16 protein-coding genes are annotated in these 18955 nt (G+C 69.6%); 10 read left to right on the forward strand and 6 right to left on the reverse strand.

Annotation, left to right across the window (positions count from 1 at the left end; genetic code table 11):
* Nucleotides 1-62: 62 nt before the first annotated feature.
* The 5 genes from ACFTQE_RS16685 to sufB are packed head-to-tail and all read right to left on the reverse strand — an operon-like array spanning nt 63 to nt 4178.
* Nucleotides 63-392: a metal-sulfur cluster assembly factor gene (locus ACFTQE_RS16685; protein WP_376926125.1), complete on the reverse strand. Its 330-nt coding sequence runs from the start codon at nt 390-392 to the stop codon at nt 63-65.
* Nucleotides 393-412: 20 nt separating this feature from the next.
* Nucleotides 413-1195 carry a Fe-S cluster assembly ATPase SufC gene (gene sufC, locus ACFTQE_RS16690; RefSeq protein ID WP_376926126.1) on the reverse strand — a complete coding sequence of 261 codons (783 nt, stop codon included), beginning with the start codon at nt 1193-1195 and terminating at the stop codon, nt 413-415.
* A gap of 52 nt (nt 1196-1247) precedes the next feature.
* On the reverse strand, nt 1248-1574 hold the full coding sequence (locus ACFTQE_RS16695) for a non-heme iron oxygenase ferredoxin subunit (protein WP_056650583.1): 327 nt from the start codon (nt 1572-1574) through the stop codon (nt 1248-1250).
* A 1-nt stretch (nt 1575) separates the two neighbouring features.
* On the reverse strand, nt 1576-2745 hold the full coding sequence (gene sufD, locus ACFTQE_RS16700; RefSeq protein ID WP_376926127.1) for a Fe-S cluster assembly protein SufD: 1170 nt from the start codon (nt 2743-2745) through the stop codon (nt 1576-1578).
* Between the two features lie 14 nt (nt 2746-2759).
* On the reverse strand, nt 2760-4178 hold the full coding sequence (gene sufB, locus ACFTQE_RS16705) for a Fe-S cluster assembly protein SufB (RefSeq protein ID WP_376926128.1): 1419 nt from the start codon (nt 4176-4178) through the stop codon (nt 2760-2762).
* 252 nt (nt 4179-4430) lie between these two features.
* On the opposite strand from sufB, the gene ACFTQE_RS16710 reads away from it, so the two are divergent.
* The 4 genes from ACFTQE_RS16710 (at nt 4431) to ACFTQE_RS16725 (ending at nt 9522) form a co-directional block, all read left to right on the forward strand.
* Nucleotides 4431-5336, forward strand: coding sequence for a heme A synthase (locus tag ACFTQE_RS16710; protein ID WP_376926129.1), 906 nt, complete (start codon nt 4431-4433; stop codon nt 5334-5336).
* 891 nt (nt 5337-6227) lie between these two features.
* Nucleotides 6228-8183: a sensor histidine kinase gene (locus ACFTQE_RS16715; RefSeq protein ID WP_376926130.1), complete on the forward strand. Its 1956-nt coding sequence runs from the start codon at nt 6228-6230 to the stop codon at nt 8181-8183.
* On the forward strand, nt 8171-8815 hold the full coding sequence (locus tag ACFTQE_RS16720; protein ID WP_376926131.1) for a response regulator transcription factor: 645 nt from the start codon (nt 8171-8173) through the stop codon (nt 8813-8815). Before ACFTQE_RS16715 ends, ACFTQE_RS16720 begins: the two co-directional genes overlap by 13 nt.
* A gap of 92 nt (nt 8816-8907) precedes the next feature.
* A complete protein-coding gene (locus tag ACFTQE_RS16725) occupies nt 8908-9522 on the forward strand; it encodes a gamma carbonic anhydrase family protein (protein WP_376926132.1) in 615 nt (204 codons plus the stop codon).
* A gap of 8 nt (nt 9523-9530) precedes the next feature.
* Here the strand turns inward: ACFTQE_RS16725 and ACFTQE_RS16730 are convergent, their stop codons facing one another.
* The gene (locus ACFTQE_RS16730; protein ID WP_376926133.1) at nt 9531-10451 is read right to left on the reverse strand and encodes a heme o synthase; all 921 of its coding nucleotides are present in this window, start codon (nt 10449-10451) and stop codon (nt 9531-9533) included.
* 329 nt (nt 10452-10780) lie between these two features.
* Between ACFTQE_RS16730 and tkt the strand changes: the two genes are divergently transcribed.
* Genes tkt through pgl form a run of 6 tightly spaced genes read left to right on the forward strand, consistent with a single transcriptional unit; the run spans nt 10781 to nt 18891 of the window.
* Nucleotides 10781-12874, forward strand: coding sequence for a transketolase (gene tkt, locus ACFTQE_RS16735; protein ID WP_376926134.1), 2094 nt, complete (start codon nt 10781-10783; stop codon nt 12872-12874).
* Nucleotides 12875-12900: 26 nt separating this feature from the next.
* Nucleotides 12901-14010: a transaldolase gene (tal, locus tag ACFTQE_RS16740; protein WP_376926135.1), complete on the forward strand. Its 1110-nt coding sequence runs from the start codon at nt 12901-12903 to the stop codon at nt 14008-14010.
* Nucleotides 14007-15611 carry a glucose-6-phosphate isomerase gene (locus ACFTQE_RS16745; RefSeq protein ID WP_376926136.1) on the forward strand — a complete coding sequence of 535 codons (1605 nt, stop codon included), beginning with the start codon at nt 14007-14009 and terminating at the stop codon, nt 15609-15611. Before tal ends, ACFTQE_RS16745 begins: the two co-directional genes overlap by 4 nt.
* 15 nt (nt 15612-15626) lie before the next feature.
* A complete protein-coding gene (zwf, locus tag ACFTQE_RS16750; RefSeq protein WP_376926137.1) occupies nt 15627-17168 on the forward strand; it encodes a glucose-6-phosphate dehydrogenase in 1542 nt (513 codons plus the stop codon).
* Nucleotides 17165-18124 carry a glucose-6-phosphate dehydrogenase assembly protein OpcA gene (locus ACFTQE_RS16755; protein ID WP_376926138.1) on the forward strand — a complete coding sequence of 320 codons (960 nt, stop codon included), beginning with the start codon at nt 17165-17167 and terminating at the stop codon, nt 18122-18124. The genes zwf and ACFTQE_RS16755 overlap by 4 nt, the downstream gene beginning before the upstream one ends.
* Nucleotides 18121-18891: a 6-phosphogluconolactonase gene (gene pgl / locus ACFTQE_RS16760; RefSeq protein ID WP_376926139.1), complete on the forward strand. Its 771-nt coding sequence runs from the start codon at nt 18121-18123 to the stop codon at nt 18889-18891. Before ACFTQE_RS16755 ends, pgl begins: the two co-directional genes overlap by 4 nt.
* The last annotated feature ends 64 nt before the right edge of the window (nt 18892-18955 follow it).

The raw sequence follows: 18955 nt of genomic DNA on the forward strand, positions 1-18955 counted from the left end.
GCCCCGTGCAGCGTGCTGCACGGGGCATCCGATGTCGCCGAGCGGTGGCTCGGAAACGCGACTCAGATCGCGAAGCCGAGCGCCCGCATCATGTCGCGGCCGTCGTCGGTGATGCGCTCGGGGCCCCACGGCGGCATCCACACCCAGTTGATGCGGAACGCGTCGACCGTGCCGTCGAGCGCCTCTGCGGTCTGCTCCTCGATAACGTCGGTGAGGGGGCATCCGGCGCTCGTGAGCGTCATGTGGATGACGAGTGCGTCGTTCTCGTCGTCCCAGCCGAGGTCGTAGATGAGGCCGAGGTCGACGATGTTGACCCCGAGCTCAGGGTCCATGACGTCTTTCAGCGCTTCTTCGACCTGGTCGTAGCGCTCTGGTGCGAGGGAGGAGACCATGCTGCGATTCTACCCTCCGCCTATTCGGCGGGCAGCGCTGCGGCCGCGGACTCCGCGACCTGGTAGCGGTCGTAGCCCTCTTCTTCGAGACGGTCGGCGAGCTCTGCGCCGCCCTGCTCGGCGATCTTGCCCGCGACGAAGACGTGCACGAAGTCGGGCTTGATGTAGCGGAGGATGCGCGTGTAGTGCGTGATGAGCAGCACGCCGAGGCCGGTGTTGGAGTGGGCGCGGTTGACGCCCTCGGAGACGATCTTCAGCGCGTCGACGTCGAGACCGGAGTCGGTCTCGTCGAGCACGGCGAACTTCGGCTTCAGCAGCTCGAGCTGGAGGATCTCGTTGCGCTTCTTCTCGCCGCCCGAGAAGCCCTCGTTGACGTTGCGCTCGGCGAACGCCGAGTCCATCTTGAGGTTGCCCATCGACTCGCGGACGTCCTTGATCCAGCCGCGGATCGAGGGCGCCTCGCCGTCGATCGCCGTCTTGGCGGTGCGGAGGAAGTTGGTGACGGTCACGCCGGGGATCTCGACGGGGTACTGCATCGCGAGGAAGAGGCCGGCGCGTGCGCGCTCGTCGACCGACATCTCGAGCACGTTCTCACCGTCGAGGAGGATCTCGCCCTCGACGACCTGGTACTTGGGGTGGCCGGCGATCGTGTACGCGAGCGTCGACTTGCCCGAGCCGTTGGGGCCCATGATCGCGTGGATCTCGCCCTCGTTGATGACGAGGTCGACGCCGCGCAGGATCTCGCGCGTGCCCTGCTCGGTCTCGACGTTGACGTGGAGGTTCTTGATCTCGAGAACGGACATGTTCGTAGTGGTCTCTTTCGGTTGCCGGCCGTTCCGGGCCGGAGAAGGTGTGTCAGACGGTCAGGGTGACCGCGGGATCGATGTGGACGTCGCCGTCCTTGAGCTCGACCTGGTAGACCGGGACGGGCTCGTACGCGGGCAGCGTGAGCGGCTTGCCCGTCTTGAGGGAGAACATGGAGCCGTGCGCCCAGCACTCGAGGGTGTCGTCTTCGACGAACCCCTCGGCGAGCGAGATGTCGCCATGCGTGCAGGTGTCTCCGATGGCGAAGACGTCACCCGCCGCGTCCTTCACGACGGCGATGGGAACGCCCTCGAGCACGAAGCGCGACGCTTCGTTGACGGCGAGGTCGTCGATGGCGCACACACGCACGGATGTCACGTCAGCGACCTTCCAGTTCAGCCTCGATCGCCGCCGTGAGGCGGGCTTCGAGGTCGGCCGAGCCGATCTTCTGCACGATGTCGGTGAGGAAGCCGCGGACGACGAGGCGACGCGCCTCGTCTTCGCGGATGCCGCGTGCCATGAGGTAGAACAGCTGCTCGTCGTCGAAACGGCCCGTGGCACTCGCGTGCCCGGCTCCTTCGATGTCGCCGGTCTCGATCTCGAGGTTCGGCACGGAGTCGGCCCGGGTGCCCTCGGTGAGCACGAGGTTGCGGTTCTGCTCGTAGCTGTCGGTGCCGACCGCTGCGTTGCCGATGAGCACGTCGCCGATCCAGACGGTGCGCGCTCCGGCGCCCTGCAGCGCGCCCTTGTAGGTCACGCGGCTCTTGGTGTGCGGCGCGTCGTGGTGCACGTAGACCTGCTGCTCGAGGTGCTGGCCGGCATCGGCGAAGTACAGGCCGAGGGCCTCGATGTCGGAGCCCTGCTCGGCGAGGTGGGTCGAGGGGTTCACCCGGACGACCTTGCCGCCGAGCGAGACGACGATGTGCTTCAGGAACGAGTCGCGGCCGAGGCGGGCGAACTGGCTCGAGAGGTGCACGGCCTCGTCGTCCCACTCCTGCAGCGAGACGACGGTGAGGGATGCCCCGGCGCCGACGAGGATCTCGACGTTCTCGCTGAGGCGGGCTGCGCCCGTGCCGCCGAGCACGACGAAGCCGCGGCTGTTGGGCGCGGCCTCGATGACGGTGTGCGCGGCGCGTGGCGTGTCGCCGAGCCCGGTGCGGGTCACGAAGGCGATCTTCTCGTCTTCGCCGGTGACGGAGACGAGGAGGGCCTCTTCGAAGGTCGACCACGCGTTGGCGCTCGCGCGCTCTTCGGGCGTGCCGGCCGAGCCGATGCGGGCGTCGTCGCGCGGGATGTACGAGAACGCGATGCCCGAGGCATCCGTGGTCTCGATCGGGAGTCGCGAACCGTCGAGCTCGCCGCTGATCAGGTCGGCGAAGGCCGCCACCGGGGCGAACTTCCACTCGTGCTCTCGGCCGGTGACGGGTGCGAACTCGTCGACGTTCACCGAGCGGAACCGCTCGGAACGGGTCTGCACGGGCACGAAGGCGCCGTCGGAGTGCGCGACGAGGCCGTGCTGCTCCGCGGTGGGCATGGCTGTGCTGGTCATCTGGGCGGTCACTACTAGCCCACCGATCCTTCCATGCCCATTTCGATGAGCTTGTTGAGTTCCATCGCGTATTCCATGGGGAGCTCGCGCGCGATCGGCTCGATGAAGCCGCGCACGATCATCGACATGGCCTCGGTCTCGTCGATGCCACGGCTCATCAGGTAGAAGAGCTGCTCCTCGCTGACCTTCGAGACCGTGGCCTCGTGCCCGAGCTTCACGTCGTCGACGCGGATGTCGATCGCCGGGTAGGTGTCGGAGCGGGAGATCGTGTCGACGAGCAGCGCGTCGCAGACGACGCTGTTCGCCGAGTGGTGTGCGTTCGCGTCGATGCGCACCTCGCCGCGGTAGCCGGCGCGGCCGCCTCCACGGGCGATCGACTTCGAGACGATCGACGACTGCGTGTACGGCGCCATGTGGATCATCTTCGCGCCGGCGTCCTGGTGCTGGCCGGGGCCCGCGAAGGCGACCGACAGGGTCTCGCCCTTGGCGTGCTCGCCCATGAGGAAGATCGACGGGTACTTCATCGTGACCTTCGAGCCGATGTTGCCGTCGACCCACTCCATGGTGGCGCCCTCTGCGGCCGTGGCGCGCTTGGTGACGAGGTTGTAGACGTTGTTCGACCAGTTCTGGATCGTCGTGTAGCGGACGCGCGCGTCCTTCTTCACGATGATCTCGACGACGGCCGAGTGCAGCGAGTCGCTCTTGTAGATCGGCGCCGTGCAACCCTCGATGTAGTGCACGTAGCTGCCTTCGTCGGCGATGATCAGCGTGCGCTCGAACTGGCCCATGTTCTCGGTGTTGATGCGGAAGTAGGCCTGCAGCGGGATCTCGACGTGCACGCCCTTCGGCACGTAGACGAACGAGCCGCCCGACCACACGGCGGTATTGAGCGCGGCGAACTTGTTGTCGCCGGCGGGGATCACGGTGCCGAAGTACTCCTCGAAGAACTCGGGGTGCTCCTTCAGGGCCGTGTCGGTGTCCATGAAGATGACGCCCTGGCGCTCGAGCTCTTCATTGATCTGGTGGTAGACCACCTCGGACTCGTACTGGGCCGCCACGCCGGCGACGAGACGCTGGCGCTCGGCCTCGGGGATGCCGAGCCGCTCGTAGGTGTTCTTGATGTCCTCGGGCAGGTCTTCCCAGGTCTGGGCCTGCTTCTCGGTCGAGCGCACGAAGTACTTGATGTTGTCGAAGTCGATCTCCGACAGGTCGGCGCCCCAGGTGGGCATCGGCTTGCGCTCGAAGAGCTGCAAGGCGCGCTGGCGACGCTGGAGCATCCATTCGGGCTCCTGCTTCAGACCCGAGATGTCGGCGACCACCTCCGGCGAGATGCCGCGTCGGGCAGAAGCCCCCGCGGTGTCGGAGTCGGCCCAGCCGAACTCGTAGGTGCCGAGCCCTTCGAGTTCCGGTCGGTCGATCAGTACGTCCGTCATGCTCTCCCTCTTCTCCTCCCGTGCAACCGGCTATCAGGCCGGCTCATTCCCCTCGTGAGTCGAGGCGCTCGTTGAGTGGGTGATGATGTGCCCGGTGGCGCTAGTGCCAACCTAAGATGGTATCCGGCCCGTGGCGCGCGATCTCGCGCGGTCGGCGGGCCTACCAACCCCTCAAGTCTATAGGGTCGCGGCAGGTGCCGGGCAGGACTCCCAGTGCCGTCACAGCGCGATCCGGATCAGGAACGAACCAGCGTGACCCGCACTCTCCGCACCTTCGCCTGGGCCTCGTTCATCGCCCAGGTCACGATCATCGCGACGGGCGGCGCGGTTCGCCTGACGGGCTCCGGGCTCGGCTGCCCGACCTGGCCCACGTGCACGGCCGAGTCGCTCGTGCCGACCGACGAGCTGACGTACCACTCGCTCATCGAGTTCGGCAACCGCATGATGACCGGCGTCGTCGGCATCATCGCGCTCATCGTGTTCCTGCTCGTCTGGCGCATCCGACGCGAACGCCGCGACCTGTTCGTGCTCTCGTTCCTCGTGGGCATCGGCATCGTCGCGCAGGCGATCGTCGGCGGCATCACCGTGTGGACCGGACTGAACCCGTTCATCGTCGGCTTCCACTACGTCTCGTCGCTCGCGCTCGTCTGCATCTCCGCGGCCTTCCTCGCGCGCATGGACTCCCCCGCAGGCCCGCGCGAGCCGGCAGTCCCCGCCTGGTACGCGACCCTCACCCACGTCACGAGCGCGGTGCTGGCGATCTCCATCGTCTTCGGGGTGCTGACCACCGGCTCGGGCCCGCACTCCGGTGACGCAGAGGCCGGACGCACGGGCTTCGACTCCGAGATCCTCGAGCACGTGCACGCCTGGCCGGGCTATGCGCTGCTCGCACTGACGCTCGTGCTCGTCGTCGCCGCCTGGCGACTGAAGCTGCCGACGCTCCGCTGGTCGCTCGCGCTGCTCGCCATCGAGCTCGTGCAGGTCGGCGTCGGCCTGTACCAGGCGCGCAACGGCCTCCCGGCACTCGCGGTCGGCGTGCACATGGTGCTCGCCGCGCTCACCGCGGCCGCGATGACGCTCGTCATCATGCGGCTGAAGCGCCCGGTGGCGGCGGATGCCGCGACCGAGGCGTCGCCCGTCGCGGCATCCGCTCGCTGAGCTCGCGGCACGTGCCGGTTCGTCCGACGCGCCCGTTCACCCGGTGACAGCTGGGCGCGCATCCCACTCGTCGTCGTCCATGCGCGCGACCGCGATCGCCACGACGAGGCATGCGAAGGCCGTGAGGCCCAGCCGAGCGTCGAGTCGAGCAGACGACTCGGCACGATGATGGCGGCGACCAGGTGCACCGGCTGCGAGACCACCAGGGCGATCGCCGCCCACCAGGGCACGACACGGGCGCGGCCGAGCGCGAGGCCGAGCAGCACCATGCCCGTGATGTGGCCGACGATCCAGAAGATGCCGGTCGCCTGCGCGATCGGCGTCTCCTGCAGCGCCGTGCCGACGCCGAGGACGTCATCGAGCCCGTAACCCTGACGGTCGAGCACGATGGCCACGACATCGGGGTTGCCACCGGCCGACCAGTTCGCGAATGCGAGGAAGGTGATCGCAGAACCGAGCGTCGCGAGCAGCGGCGCCCTGCGCCGAGCGACATAGCCCATGGTGAGCGCCGCGAGCAGCATCGCCGGAGCCGCGACGAGCCCGAGCCAGCCGAGCATCTCGGTCAGTTCCGGTGCCGCGATCACCCCCTGCGCGATCTCACGCGGCGCATCGTCGGTCCAATAGGGCATGATCGCGCGGCCGACGACGATGCTGAGCGGACCGATCGGCAGCAGGATCGCCGCGGTCCAGCGCCAGATCGGCCGCCAGTCCCGCATCGTTCGGCGTGATGCCTGGTTCGTTGGTGTTGCGGTGGTGCTCATGACGACCTCCCGGGTCTCGAATCCCCCGAGCGTTCCGCAGTCGGCGTCGTCGCCGACAGGTGGCTGACGCGGCATCCGGTTCCGTGCCACCACGGAACCCGGCGCTGAGGGCGCCCAGTACGCTGATCCCGTGTCCCGGGCACGAGCCGTTTCGCTCATCGCCGCGGTCGTGGCATTCGCCGCGGCGGCGCTCGGCGTCGCGGGCGTCACCTTCGCCGACCATGCAGCGGATGCCGCGTGGTTCGCCCTCGCTGTCGTGAGCGGGCTCCCCGCCATCGTGCTCGGTCTCGCCGTTGCCCGCATCCGAGACAGCATCGTCGGCGGGCTGCTCGCGGTCGCCGGCGCCGTGATCATCGTGGAGGCGTCGGTCGACGCCGTGTCGGGCGCCATCGCGGACGGTGCCGGGCTGCATACCGCAGCGCCGCTCATCGCGATCGGCTCGGGGTCGTGGATGGCGCTCTACGTGCCGTGGGCGTTGATCCTGCTGGTGTTTCCCGACGGCCGCCTGTTCGGTCGCTTCGATCGGGTCGTCGCCTGGGCACTGCCGATCATCGCCCTCGCGTTCGCCGCGCTCGTCGTGGTGGCACCCGAGCCGTACCTCGAGCCCTACGCCGACGCACCCCATGTGCTCGGGGTCGTGCCCTGGGCCGGTCTCGCCGCCGCGGCGCTGCTCCCGCTCTTCCTTGCCGCGCTCGTCTCGAGCGTCGTCTCCGCAGTGCGCAGGTACCGGCGCAGTTCGCCGCGAGAGCGTGTGCAGCTGCGCTGGCTCGTGCTCGCGGGCATGACGATCCCGGCGACGCTCCTGCTCTGCTGGTGCGGCCTCCTCTTCTCCGGACGCCCCGAGTTCGTCATCGCCGGACTCGCGATCATGAACATCGTGATCCCCATCGCGGTCGCGACCGCGCTGCTCAGAATCGACGACGTCGACGTCGATCGCGTCATCGTCGGAGTCGCGACGTGGTGCGTGATCCTGCTCGTGCTCGTCGGCATCGTCGCCGGGGCGGCATCCGCTGCCGCCAGCCTGCCCGCGGCCGGGTCGTCACTCATCGCGGCGGCCGCCACGGCCGTCGCGATCCTCGTGCTGATGCAGCTCAGGCCATGGCTCGAACGCAGCATCGGCGCGGCGCTCTTCCCACGCCGGGCTCGCGCACTCGCCGCGATCGCCGCGTTGCAGTCCCGTGTGCACACGGGACAGGATCGTCCCGAATCGCTCGAGACGATCCTCAAGCACGCCCTCCGCGACCCGGCTCTGCGCGTCGGCTACGCACGGCCCGATGCCGCGGGTTTCCTCGACCTGCACGGCGATGACGTGCCGGGCGCGGATGCCGTGGCGGTGCGGCTCGCCGGCACGCGCATCGCCGTCCTCGTGTCGGATCCGTCGGCGCCGCCGATCTCGCAGCAGGTCGCGACAGCCACGACCACGCTCGTCGAGATGACGCGCCTTCGCGTGCAACTCGCGACGGCGCTCCGCAACGCGGAGGCGAGTCGCGAACGGATCCTCCTCGCGGGATACCGCGAGCGTCGGCGACTCGAGCGCGACCTCCACGACGGTGCGCAGCAGCGGCTCGTCTCCCTCGGCATGTCGCTTCGCCTTGCGCAACGGAGGCTGGACCGGGAATCGGTCGACGTGGAGGAGCTCATCGAACAGACCATCGACGGGCTCACGGAGTCGGTCGCCGATCTGCGGCAGGTCGCGCAGGGCCTGCGTCCGTCGAGTCTCGACGACGGCCTCACCGCTGCGATCGCGAACCTGTCGAACGGTTCGCCGCTCCCGATCGATCTGGAGCTCGACGCCGGCCCCCTCCCGGACGCGGTGAGCACCACCGCGTACTTCGTCGCGAGCGAGGCCCTCACGAACGCCGTCAAGCACGCCGGTGCCGAGCGCATCGCGATGCGGGTCGTGCACTCCGGTGGAGTGCTGCGGGTGAGCGTTCGCGACGACGGACGCGGCGGCGCCGAAGTGCTCCCCGGCGGTGGTCTCGCCGGCCTCGCCGACCGCGTGGGCGCGCTCGGCGGCGACCTCTCGGTCAGCAGCACCCCCGACGGCGGCACGAACGTCGAGGCGGTGATCCCGTGCGGATCGTGATCGGCGAGGACTCCGCACTGTTCCGTGAGGGCCTCGAGCGACTGCTCGAGGATGCCGGGCACGACGTCGTCGCGGCCGCGCCGGATGCACCGCAGAGTCTGACCGCCATCCGCAGCACCCTGCCCGATGTGGCGGTGCTCGACATCCGCATGCCACCGGACCTGACCGACGACGGCGCCCGCGCGGCGGCGATCGCCAGAGACGAGCAACCGGGCCTCGGCATCGTGCTCCTCTCGCAGCACATCGAGACGCGGCACACCCTCGGCCTCGTCGGACGCGGCCGGTTCGGCTATCTCCTCAAGGACCGGGTACTCGCCTTCGACGACTTCCTCGACGCGCTCGAGCGCGTCGCGGCGGGCGGCACGGCGCTCGACGCCGATGTCGTCACCCGCCTCGTCGGCGTGCGTGCGGCGGAGGGCCGATTGGGCGCCTTGAGTCCGCGCGAGCGGGAGGTGCTCGCCCTCATCGCCGAGGGTCACACCAACGCCGGCATCGCCGAGCGGCTCTGGCTCACGGAGCGCACCGTCGAGTCCCACGTCGGCAGCATCTTCGGCAAGCTGCGGCTCGAGGCATCCGACTCGTGGAATCGGCGAGTGCTCGCCGTGATCGCCTACCTCGAGTCGGCGACCTAGCCGAGCATCGTGTCGAGTCAGGCGCTCGGCACCGCGACAGTTCGTCAGACCGGAGGAGCCGGAACGCTACGATCGGGTCCCTGGAGGTTCCCATGTTGATCGAGCACCGCGGCCGGCGGCCCGTCGTGCACCCCACGGCGACGATCGCGCCCACAGCCGTGCTCTCGGGCGACGTCTCCGTCGGCGCCGGAACTCGCATCCTGCACGGAGCTGTGCTGAGCGCGGAGGACGGTGCGATCCGGGTGGGCGCCGAGTGCGTCGTGATGGAGCACGCCCTCGTGCGCGGTCGCGCCGGTCATCCGGTCGCGATCGGCGATCACGTGCTCATCGGTCCGCACGCGCACGTCAACGGCGCGACGATCGCCGACGAGGTCTTCATCGCCACGGGCGCCTCGATCTTCCCGGGCGCGGTCCTCGGACGGGCCGCGGAGGTGCGCATCAATGCCGTCGTGCAGGTGAACACGGTGCTCGACGCCGACGCGATGGTGCCGATCTCCTGGGTTGCCGTGGGCTCACCCGCCGAGATCCTCCCACCCGAACGGCATGACGAGATCTGGGCGATCCAGCGCGGGTTGAACTTCGTCGGCACGGTCTACGGCAGCGCGCCGACCGCGAGCATGCGCGAGATCATGTCTCGTCAGTCGGCGTTCTACGCCGCGCACGCCGGCGACATCGTGATCGACGGCCCGCCGCCCGAGGCGATCTGAACCCGAGTTCAGAAGGGCAGCAGCGGGTCGACGCCGACCGCGAGGAAGAGCAGCGACAGGTACGCGATCGAGCCGTGGAACACCCGCATCGGCGAGACCTGCTGGTGGCGGATCGCGAGGTTGTACAGGCGGTGGGTCTCGTAGATGAACCAGACACCGGTGACGACCGCGACCGTCGAGTAGACGAGCCCCATGTCGGCGATCGGGATGAGCAGCAGCGAGCACGCCACGGTCGCCCATGCGTAGAGGATGACCTGGAGCCCCACCTGTGCGCGGCCCCGCACGACGGCGAGCATCGGAACGCCGGCTGCCGCGTAGTCGTCCTTGTACTTCATGGAGAGCGGCCAGTAGTGCGGCGGCGTCCAGAGGAAGATGATGAGGAAGAGGATGACCGGCGGCCAGCTGAGGTCGCCGGTGACCGCGGCCCAGCCGATCAGCACGGGCATGCAGCCCGCGACGCCGCCCCAGACGATGTTCTGGGCCGTGCGGCGCTTCAGGATCAGGCTGTAGAAGACGACGTAGAGCAGGATGGCGCCGAGCGAGAGCGCCGCGGCGAGCCAGTTCGTGAAGACGCCGAGCCAGACGATCGAGGCGATGCCGAGGCCGTACGCGAAGACGAGCGCCTCGCGATCGCTCAGCTCGCCGGTCACGAGCGGGCGGCCCTGCGTGCGCTTCATGACCCGGTCGATGTCGCGGTCGATGTAGCAGTTGAACGCCCCGGCCGAGCCGGCGCTCATCGCCCCGCCGATGAGCGTCGCGATGAGCAGCCAGAGGCTCGGCAGCCCCTGCTGGGCGAGGATCATCGTCGGAGCCGTCACGACGAGCAGCAGCTCGATCACACGCGGCTTCGTGAGGGCCACGTAGGCGGCGAGCTTACGCCGTGCGGTCATCGCCGGTCGGGCGTCTCGGGTCTCTACGGCTGCCTGCATCGTTCCTCTTCCGGCGCGCGAGCACGCAAAGTACGGCCACGCTCGCTCTCGATTCTATGACATCGTGTGTCGCCCGTTCGGTCGGGCCCCTCCCGCGCCCTTCCGGCCTCACTGCGGAGCGGGTCCCCGGTGAGCTTCGCGTCACCGTCATGAAACGTGAGGAGTCCATATACTTGGCAGAGCGCGCCCGACGGCGCGGTTTCGAATTGCCGTCCGGTGCAAACGACCAAGCGTCGTCCGCCGGGCAACTCGCGCCGAAGCGATTCCAGCGGTGCTCGGGGCCATCGGTTTCCCGTCACCGTCCAGCGACCGGAAGGAACAGCACAATCGTGGCAAATCTGCAGTGGGAATCTCTCGACGACCAGGCGGTCGACACGGCCCGCGTACTCGCGGCAGACGCCGTCGAGAAGGTCGGAAACGGGCATCCCGGCACCGCGATGAGCCTCGCGCCCGCCGCCTATCTCCTGTTCCAGAAGGTCATGCGCCGCGATCCGTCCGACCACGCGTGGCTCGGCCGCGACCGCTTCATCCTCTCCGCCGGCCACTCCTCGCTGACGCAGTACGTGCAGCTCTTCCTCGCCGGCGACGGACTCGAGCTCACCGACCTCGAGTCGCTGCGCACCTGGGGTTCGAAGACCCCCGGCCACCCCGAGTACGGCCACACCGCGGGCGTCGAGATCACGACCGGCCCGCTCGGTCAGGGCCTGGCCTCGGCCGTCGGCTTCGCCTACGCCTCGCGCTTCGAGCGCGGCCTCTTCGACCCCGATGCCGCGGCGGGCACGAGCCCGTTCGACCACTTCGTCTACGTCGTCGCGGGTGACGGCGACCTGCAGGAGGGGATCACGAGCGAGGCATCGTCGCTCGCCGGCCACCAGCAGCTCGGCAACCTCGTGGTGATCTACGACTCCAACCAGATCTCCATCGAGGACGACACCAACATCGCCTTCACCGAAGACGTCGCGAAGCGCTACGAGTCGTACGGATGGCACGTGCAGACGGTCGACTGGAAGAAGACCGGCCAGTACGTCGAAGACGTGGCCGAGCTGCACGCCGCGATCGAAGCCGCCAAGGGCGAGTCCGCGAAGCCGTCGATCATCATCCTGAAGACGATCATCGGCTGGCCGTCGCCCGGCAAGCAGAACTCCGGCAAGATCCACGGATCGGCGCTCGGAGCAGCAGAGCTCGCCGCGACGAAGGAGGTGCTCGGCTTCGACCCCGAGCAGAGCTTCGTCATCGCCGAAGACGTGCTCGCCCACACGCGAGGCGCCGTCGAGCGCGGTGCCGCCGAGCACGCCGAGTGGCAGGTCTCCTTCGACGCGTGGGCCGCGGCGAACCCCGAGCGCAAGGCGCTCCTCGACCGGCTCGAGGCCGGCGAGCTCCCCGCCGACGTCGAATCCGTGCTGCCCGTCTTCGAGGGCGGCACCGAGGTCTCGACCCGTGCGGCGTCCGGCAAGGTCATCAACGCCCTCGCCGGTGTGCTGCCCGAACTGTGGGGCGGCTCGGCCGACCTCGCCGAGTCGAACCTGACCACGATCAACGGAGCGGCCTCGTTCATCCCGACCGAGTGGTCGACGCACGAGTTCTCGGGCAACCCCTACGGCCGGGTGCTCCACTTCGGCATCCGCGAGCACGCCATGGGCGCCATCGTCAACGGCATCGTGCTGCACGGCAAGACCCGCGCCTTCGGCGGCACCTTCCTCATCTTCAGTGACTACATGCGGCCCGCCGTGCGTCTGGCCGCCCTCATGCAGGTCCCGTCGATCTTCGTCTGGACCCACGACTCCGTGGCCCTCGGCGAAGACGGCCCGACCCACCAGCCCATCGAGCAGCTCGCCACGCTCCGAGCGATCCCTGGTCTCACGGTCGTGCGTCCCGCCGACGCCAACGAGGTCGCGCACGCCTGGCTCGAGATCCTGAAGCGCACGGATGCCCCGGCGGGCATCGCCCTCACCCGTCAGAACATCCCCGTGTTCGAGCGCGGCGAGGCCGAGGCATCCGGCGACACCCTCGCTGCCGCGTCGAACGTGGCGAAGGGCGCCTACGTGCTCGCCGAGGCCGCGTCGGGCACGCCCGAGGTGATCCTCATCGCCACCGGCTCCGAGGTGCAGCTCGCACTCGCGGCTCGCGAGACGCTCGCAGCAGAGGGCATCGGCGCTCGCGTCGTCTCGGCCCCGTCGCTCGAGTGGTTCGAGGAGCAGCCCGCCGAGTACCGCGAGCAGGTGCTGCCCGCGGGCGTCACCGCCCGTGTCTCGGTCGAGGCCGGACTCGCGCTCTCGTGGCACCGCTACCTCGGCTCGCGCGGCCGCTCGGTGTCGATCGAGCACTTCGGCGCCTCCGCCGACTACAAGACCCTGTTCCGCGAGTTCGGCATCACGGCCGAGGCCGTCGTCGCCGCCGCGAAGGAATCGCTCGCGTCGGCCTGACGCGCGCCAGAAGAGGAGATACTCCCATGACCAGCTCCCCCACTGCAGCACTCTCCGAGGCGGGCGTCAGCATCTGGCTCGACGACCTCTCGCGTGAACGCATCGCCTCCGGCGACCTCGCCCGACTCATCGCCGAGCGCGACGTCGTCGGCGTGACCACGAACCCGACGATCTTCGCCGGCGCACTCGCCAAGGGCGAGCGGTACGCCGACCAGGTGCACGAGCTCGCCGCCGCCGGCGCCGACGTCGACACCGCGGTCTTCGAGATCACGACCGACGACGTGCGCGCCGCCGCCGACGTGTTCCGCCCCGTGTACGACCGCTCCAACGGCTTCGACGGCCGCGTCTCGATCGAGGTCTCCCCCGGTCTCGCCCGCGACACCGCCGGCACGATCGCCGAGGCCACGTCGCTCTGGGCCAAGGTCGACCGCCCGAACGCCATGATCAAGATCCCCGCGACCGTCGAGGGCCTCGACGCCATCACCGCGGCGATCGGCGCGGGCATCAGCGTCAACGTGACCCTGATCTTCAGCCTCGATCGCTACCGCCAGGTCATCGCGGCCTACCTCGCCGGCCTCGAGCAGGCGAAGGCCGCCGGCATCGACCTGTCGACCATCCACTCCGTCGCCTCGTTCTTCGTGTCCCGCGTCGACACCGAGATCGACAAGCGGCTCGAGGCGATCGGCTCCGACGAGGCGCTCGCGCTGAAGGGCAAGGCCGGACTCGCCAACGCGCGCCTCGCCTACGAGCTCTTCGAGCAGGAGTTCGGCGGCGAGCGTGCCGCAGCGCTCCTCGCGGCGGGTGCGAACCGCCAGCGGCCGCTCTGGGCGTCGACCGGCGTGAAGGATCCCGCACTGCCCGACACCCTCTACGTGACCGAGCTCGTCGCCCCGGGCGTCGTGAACACGATGCCCGAGAAGACGCTCGAGGCCACGTTCGACCACGGCGTCATCACGGGCGACACCGTCACCGGCGCCTACGCGCAGGCCGGCGAGGTGCTCGATGCGCTCGCGAGCGTCGGCGTCGACTACGACGACGTGACCCTGCTGCTCGAGAACGAGGGCGTCGACAAGTTCATCGTCTCCTGGAACGAACTGCTCGACACCGTCCGCGGCGCACTGGAGGCGGCACGATGAGCTTCCGCATCTCCGTGAGCGGACCCGCTGCCGAGGCCGTGCGCAACACGGTGCCCACGCTCGTGGCCGACCTCGTCGCGAGCGGCATCACCGCTCAGGACTCCTCGCTCTGGGGAGCCGAAGCAGAGGCCGAGGCTGCGAAGCGCCTCGGCTGGACCGAGGCCGTCGCGATCTCCCGCCCGCTCGTCCCCGAGATCGAGGCGCTCCGCGAAGAGCTCGAGGCCGCCGGCGTCGATCACATCGTGCTGGCGGGCATGGGCGGTTCGTCGCTCGCGCCCGAGGTCATCACCCGTACGACGAAGGTCGACCTCACGGTGCTCGACTCGACCGAGCCCGGACAGGTGCGCGCCGCACTCGCGGACCGGCTCTCGACGTCGGCCCTGGTCGTCTCATCGAAGTCGGGTTCGACGGTCGAGACCGACAGCCAGCGCCGCGTCTACGAGCAGGCGTTCCGCGATGCCGGCATCGACCCCACGTCGCGCATCGTCGTCGTGACCGACCCCGGCTCGCCGCTCGACGAGTCGGCGCGAGCCGCCGGCTACCGCGTGTTCAACGCCGACCCCGACGTGGGCGGCCGCTACTCGGCGCTCACGGCCTTCGGCCTCGTGCCCTCCGGCCTCGCCGGCGTCGACATCGCCGAGGTGCTCGACGAGGCCGAGACGATCGAGCTCTCGCTCGCGATCGACAGCCCCGAGAACCCCGGGCTCGTGCTCGGCGCTGCGATCGCGGCGACGGTTCCCCTCCGCGACAAGCTCGGCATCATCGCCGACGGCACCCACATCGTCGGGCTCCCCGACTGGGCCGAGCAGCTCATCGCGGAGTCGACCGGCAAGAACGGCACCGGACTCCTCCCCGTGGTGCTCGACGTCGACGCACCCGAGCTGACCGAGCACCTCTCCGACCTGCAGATCGTGCGCATCGTCGACGACGCCGGCGACGAGATCTTCGGCCGCGACGATTCCGGCGAGATCCGCGTCTCGGGCACCCTCGGCGCGCAGTTGCTCGTCTGGGAGTACGCCACCGCAGTCGCCGGGCGAATCCTCGGCATCAACCCGTTCGACCAGCCCGACGTGGAGTCCGCGAAGATCGCCGCGCGGGGCCTCCTCGACGCCCGCCCCGAGCCCACGCCCGCCGCGTTCGTCGAGCGCGGCATCGAGGTGCGGGGCACTCCCGAGGTCATCGGCGCATCGAGCGACCTCGCCTCCGCCATCGACGTGCTGCTCGAAGAGCTGCCCGCCGACGGCTACCTCTCGATCCAGGCCTATGTCGATCGCGTCGCCCACCCCGAGCTCGAACGGCTCCGCGGCCTGCTCGCCGCTCGCGCCGGTCGGCCCGTCACGTTCGGCTGGGGCCCGCGGTTCCTCCACTCGACGGGCCAGTTCCACAAGGGCGGTCCGGCGGTGGGCGCATTCCTCCAGATCACGCAGACCCCGGCCGAAGACCTCGCGATCCCCGATCGCCCGTTCAGCTTCGGCCAGCTGATCGCCGCGCAGGCCTCGGGTGATGCGAGCGTGCTCGCCGAGCACGGTCGACCGGTGCTCACCCTCACCCTGACCGACCCCTCGGCCGACGCGGCGACGCTGTTCGACGTCGTCGCCTGAGAACCCGGAGGAACGATGCAACCGGCCGAGATCACCGCGAAGCACAACCCGCTCCGTTCTCCCAAGGACTACCGGCTCAACCGCATCGCGGGTCCGTCGAGCCTCATCATCTTCGGCGTCACGGGAGACCTGTCCCGCAAGAAGCTGATGCCGGCGGTCTACGATCTCGCGAACCGGGGGCTCCTGCCCCCGGGCTTCGCGCTCGTCGGCTTCGCGCGGCGCGAATGGGCCGATCAGGACTTCGAGAAGGTCGTGCACGACTCGGTCAAGGAGTACGCGCGCACCGAGTTCCGCGAGGACGTCTGGAAGCAGTTGGCCCGCGGCATCCGCTTCGTGCCCGGCGACTTCGACGACGACGCCGCCTTCGACCGGCTCCGCGAGGTCGTCGACAGCCTCGACCGTGAGCGCGGCACGATGGGCAACCACGCGTTCTACCTGTCCATCCCGCCGAAGTCGTTCCCGCTCGTCACCGAGCAGTTGAAGCGGTCGGGGCTCACCGAGCAGCGCGGCGACCAGTGGCGTCGCGTCGTCATCGAGAAGCCGTTCGGCAGCGACCTGAAGACGGCGCGCGAGTTGAACGACGTGGTGGCCTCGGTCTTCCCGCCCGACTCGGTGTTCCGCATCGACCACTACCTCGGCAAGGAGACCGTCCAGAACATCCTGGCGCTCCGGTTCGCCAACCAGCTCTACGAGCCCATCTGGAACGCGAACTACGTCGACCACGTGCAGATCACGATGGCGGAGGACATCGGCGTCGGCGGACGTGCCGGATACTACGACGGCATCGGCGCCGCCCGCGACGTCATCCAGAACCACCTCCTGCAGCTCCTCGCCCTCACGGCGATGGAGGAGCCGATCTCCTTCGAGGCCGGCGACCTGCGCGCCGAGAAGGAGAAGATCCTCGCGGCCGTCCGGCTGCCCGAGGACCTCGCGACCGGTACCGCTCGTGGCCAGTACGCGGGCGGTTGGCAGGGCGGCGAGAAGGTCATCGGATTCCTCGACGAAGACGGCATGAACCCCGAGTCGACGACCGAGACCTACGCGGCGATGAAGCTCACCATCGGCACTCGCCGCTGGGCGGGCGTGCCGTTCTACCTCCGGGCCGGCAAGCGCCTCGGCCGACGCGTCACCGAGATCGCGGTCGTGTTCAAGCGCGCGCCGCAGCAGGTGTTCGCCGACAGCCAGACCTCGCAGCTCGGTCAGAACGCGCTCGTGATCCGGGTGCAGCCCGACGAGGGCGTCACGATCCGCTTCGGCTCGAAGGTGCCGGGCGCCGGCATGCAGGTGCGCGACGTCACGATGGACTTCGGCTACGGTCACGCCTTCACCGAGGCGAGCCCCGAGGCGTACGAGCGCCTGATCCTCGACGTGCTGCTCGGCGACCCGCCGCTCTTCCCCCGCCAGGAGGAGGTCGAACTCTCCTGGAAGATCCTCGACCCGATCGAGGAGTTCTGGGCGACGCAGGGCCAGCCCGAGCAGTACCGCCCCGGCACCTGGGGCCCCACCTCCGCCGACGAACTCCTCGAACGCGACGGACGAAGCTGGAGACGCCCATGATCGTCGATCTGCCCGACACGACGACCAGCCAGGTCTCGAAGACCCTCGTGAAGATCCGCGAAGAGGGCGGCGTCGTCGCCCTCGGTCGCGTGCTCACCCTCGTGATCGCCACCTCTCCCGGTGTCGAGGAGGAGGCGATCGAAGCCGCGAACGACGCCTCCCGCGAGCACCCGATGCGCGTCATCGTCGTCTCGACCGAGCCCGGCACCGAGACGTCGTCCGTTCCGCCCCGACTCGACGCCGAGATCCGCGTCGGCGGAGACGCCGGTGCGAGCGAGGTCATCGTGCTCCGCGCCTGCGGCGATGCCGCGCGCGATGAGGAGAGCCTCATCATGGCGCTCCTCCTCCCCGACGCCCCGGTCGTCACGTGGTGGCCCGGTGCAGCGCCCGCGGTCCCGGGGCGCTCCCCGCTCGGGCGCATCGCGCACCGCAGAATCACGGATGCCTCGGCGCAGCCCGACCCGCAGGCCGCGCTGCGCGCACTCGCCGGCAACTACACGCCGGGCGACGCCGACTTCGCATGGACGCGGCTCACCCTCTGGCGCGCGCAGCTCGCCGCGGTGCTCGACCAGCCACCGTTCGAACCCGTGACGAGGGTGCACGTGAGCGGCGCGGTGGACTCGCCCTCGACCACGCTCCTCGCGGCGTGGCTGCGGCTGCAGCTGAACGCCACGACCGAGTACCAGCTCGCCGGGCCCGAGGCCGGGTACCACGGCATCCACGGCGTGAGCCTCGAGCGCGAGGGCGGCACGATCGAGTTGATCCGGGACGTCCCGGGCATCGCGACCCTCCGTCAGCCGGGCCAGCCGCGGCACGATCTCGCCCTGCCGCGTCGCAATCTCCGCGACTGCCTGGCCGACGAGCTCCGCCGCCTCGATCCCGACGAGCTGTACGGTGAGGTCATCACCCGTGGGCTCGAGCTCCTCGACGCCCACGGCGAAGGAGGCATCGCATGACCAACGAACGACGCGTGCTCGTGCACCCCGACAAGGCCTCGCTGGCTGGTTCGGTCGCTGCGCGCTTCATCACGAAGCTCCTCGACATCCTCGACACGCAGGCGGTGGCGCACATCGTGCTGACCGGCGGCTCGATGGGCGGCACGGTGCTCCAGTCGGTCGGTTCATCGCCCGCGCACACCTCGATCGACTGGTCGCGCGTGCACTTCTGGTGGGGCGACGAGCGCTGGCTGCCGGCGGGCGACCCCGAGCGCAACGACGAGCAGGCCCGCGTCGCGTTCCTCGGCGACCTCGAGCTGCCCGCCGAGAACCTGCACCCGTTCCCCGCCGCCGACTCGGGGCTCGACCTCGACACCGCGGCCGAGGTCTACGCGGCAGAGCTCTCAGCGCACGGCGTCGACGGACTGCCCCATCCGATCTTCGACATCACCTTCCTCGGCGTCGGCCCCGACGGGCACGTCGCCTCGCTCTTCCCGCATCGCTCCGGCATCCAGGTGACCGATCGCACGGTCATCGCCGTGCGCAACTCGCCGAAGCCCCCGCCCGAGCGGCTCAGCCTCACTCGGCCGGTCATCAACGCGTCGCAGCGCGTGTGGATGGTGCTCGCGGGTGCCGACAAGGCATCGGCTCTCGGTCTCGCCCTGGCCGGCGCCAGCCGCGACGAGGTTCCCGTCGCGGGCATCAAGGGTCGCCGGCGCACGGTGTTCTTCGTCGACGCCGACGCGGCATCCGAAGTGCCCGAGTCGCTGATCGCACGCGACTACTGAGTCGACGACTCGACGTTCACGTACGCAGAAGTCCACGTACGCAGAAGGGGGCGGCCAGCAGGCC

It is taken from the genome of Agromyces sp. NPDC056965 (assembly GCF_042673425.1).
Classification (GTDB): domain Bacteria; phylum Actinomycetota; class Actinomycetes; order Actinomycetales; family Microbacteriaceae; genus Agromyces.

Excerpts from the sequence above, each read along its gene's own strand:
- ACFTQE_RS16685 (WP_376926125.1), bottom strand. The coding sequence starts at position 392 with ATGGTCTCCTCCCTCGCACCAGAGCGCTACGACCAGGTCGAAGAAGCG.
- sufC (WP_376926126.1), bottom strand. The coding sequence starts at position 1,195 with ATGTCCGTTCTCGAGATCAAGAACCTCCACGTCAACGTCGAGACCGAG.
- sufD (WP_376926127.1), bottom strand. The coding sequence starts at position 2,745 with ATGACCAGCACAGCCATGCCCACCGCGGAGCAGCACGGCCTCGTCGCG.
- sufB (WP_376926128.1), bottom strand. The coding sequence starts at position 4,178 with ATGACGGACGTACTGATCGACCGACCGGAACTCGAAGGGCTCGGCACC.
- ACFTQE_RS16725 (WP_376926132.1), top strand. The coding sequence starts at position 8,908 with ATGTTGATCGAGCACCGCGGCCGGCGGCCCGTCGTGCACCCCACGGCG.
- ACFTQE_RS16730 (WP_376926133.1), bottom strand. The coding sequence starts at position 10,451 with ATGCAGGCAGCCGTAGAGACCCGAGACGCCCGACCGGCGATGACCGCA.
- tal (WP_376926135.1), top strand. The coding sequence starts at position 12,901 with ATGACCAGCTCCCCCACTGCAGCACTCTCCGAGGCGGGCGTCAGCATC.
- ACFTQE_RS16745 (WP_376926136.1), top strand. The coding sequence starts at position 14,007 with ATGAGCTTCCGCATCTCCGTGAGCGGACCCGCTGCCGAGGCCGTGCGC.
- zwf (WP_376926137.1), top strand. The coding sequence starts at position 15,627 with ATGCAACCGGCCGAGATCACCGCGAAGCACAACCCGCTCCGTTCTCCC.
- ACFTQE_RS16755 (WP_376926138.1), top strand. The coding sequence starts at position 17,165 with ATGATCGTCGATCTGCCCGACACGACGACCAGCCAGGTCTCGAAGACC.
- pgl (WP_376926139.1), top strand. The coding sequence starts at position 18,121 with ATGACCAACGAACGACGCGTGCTCGTGCACCCCGACAAGGCCTCGCTG.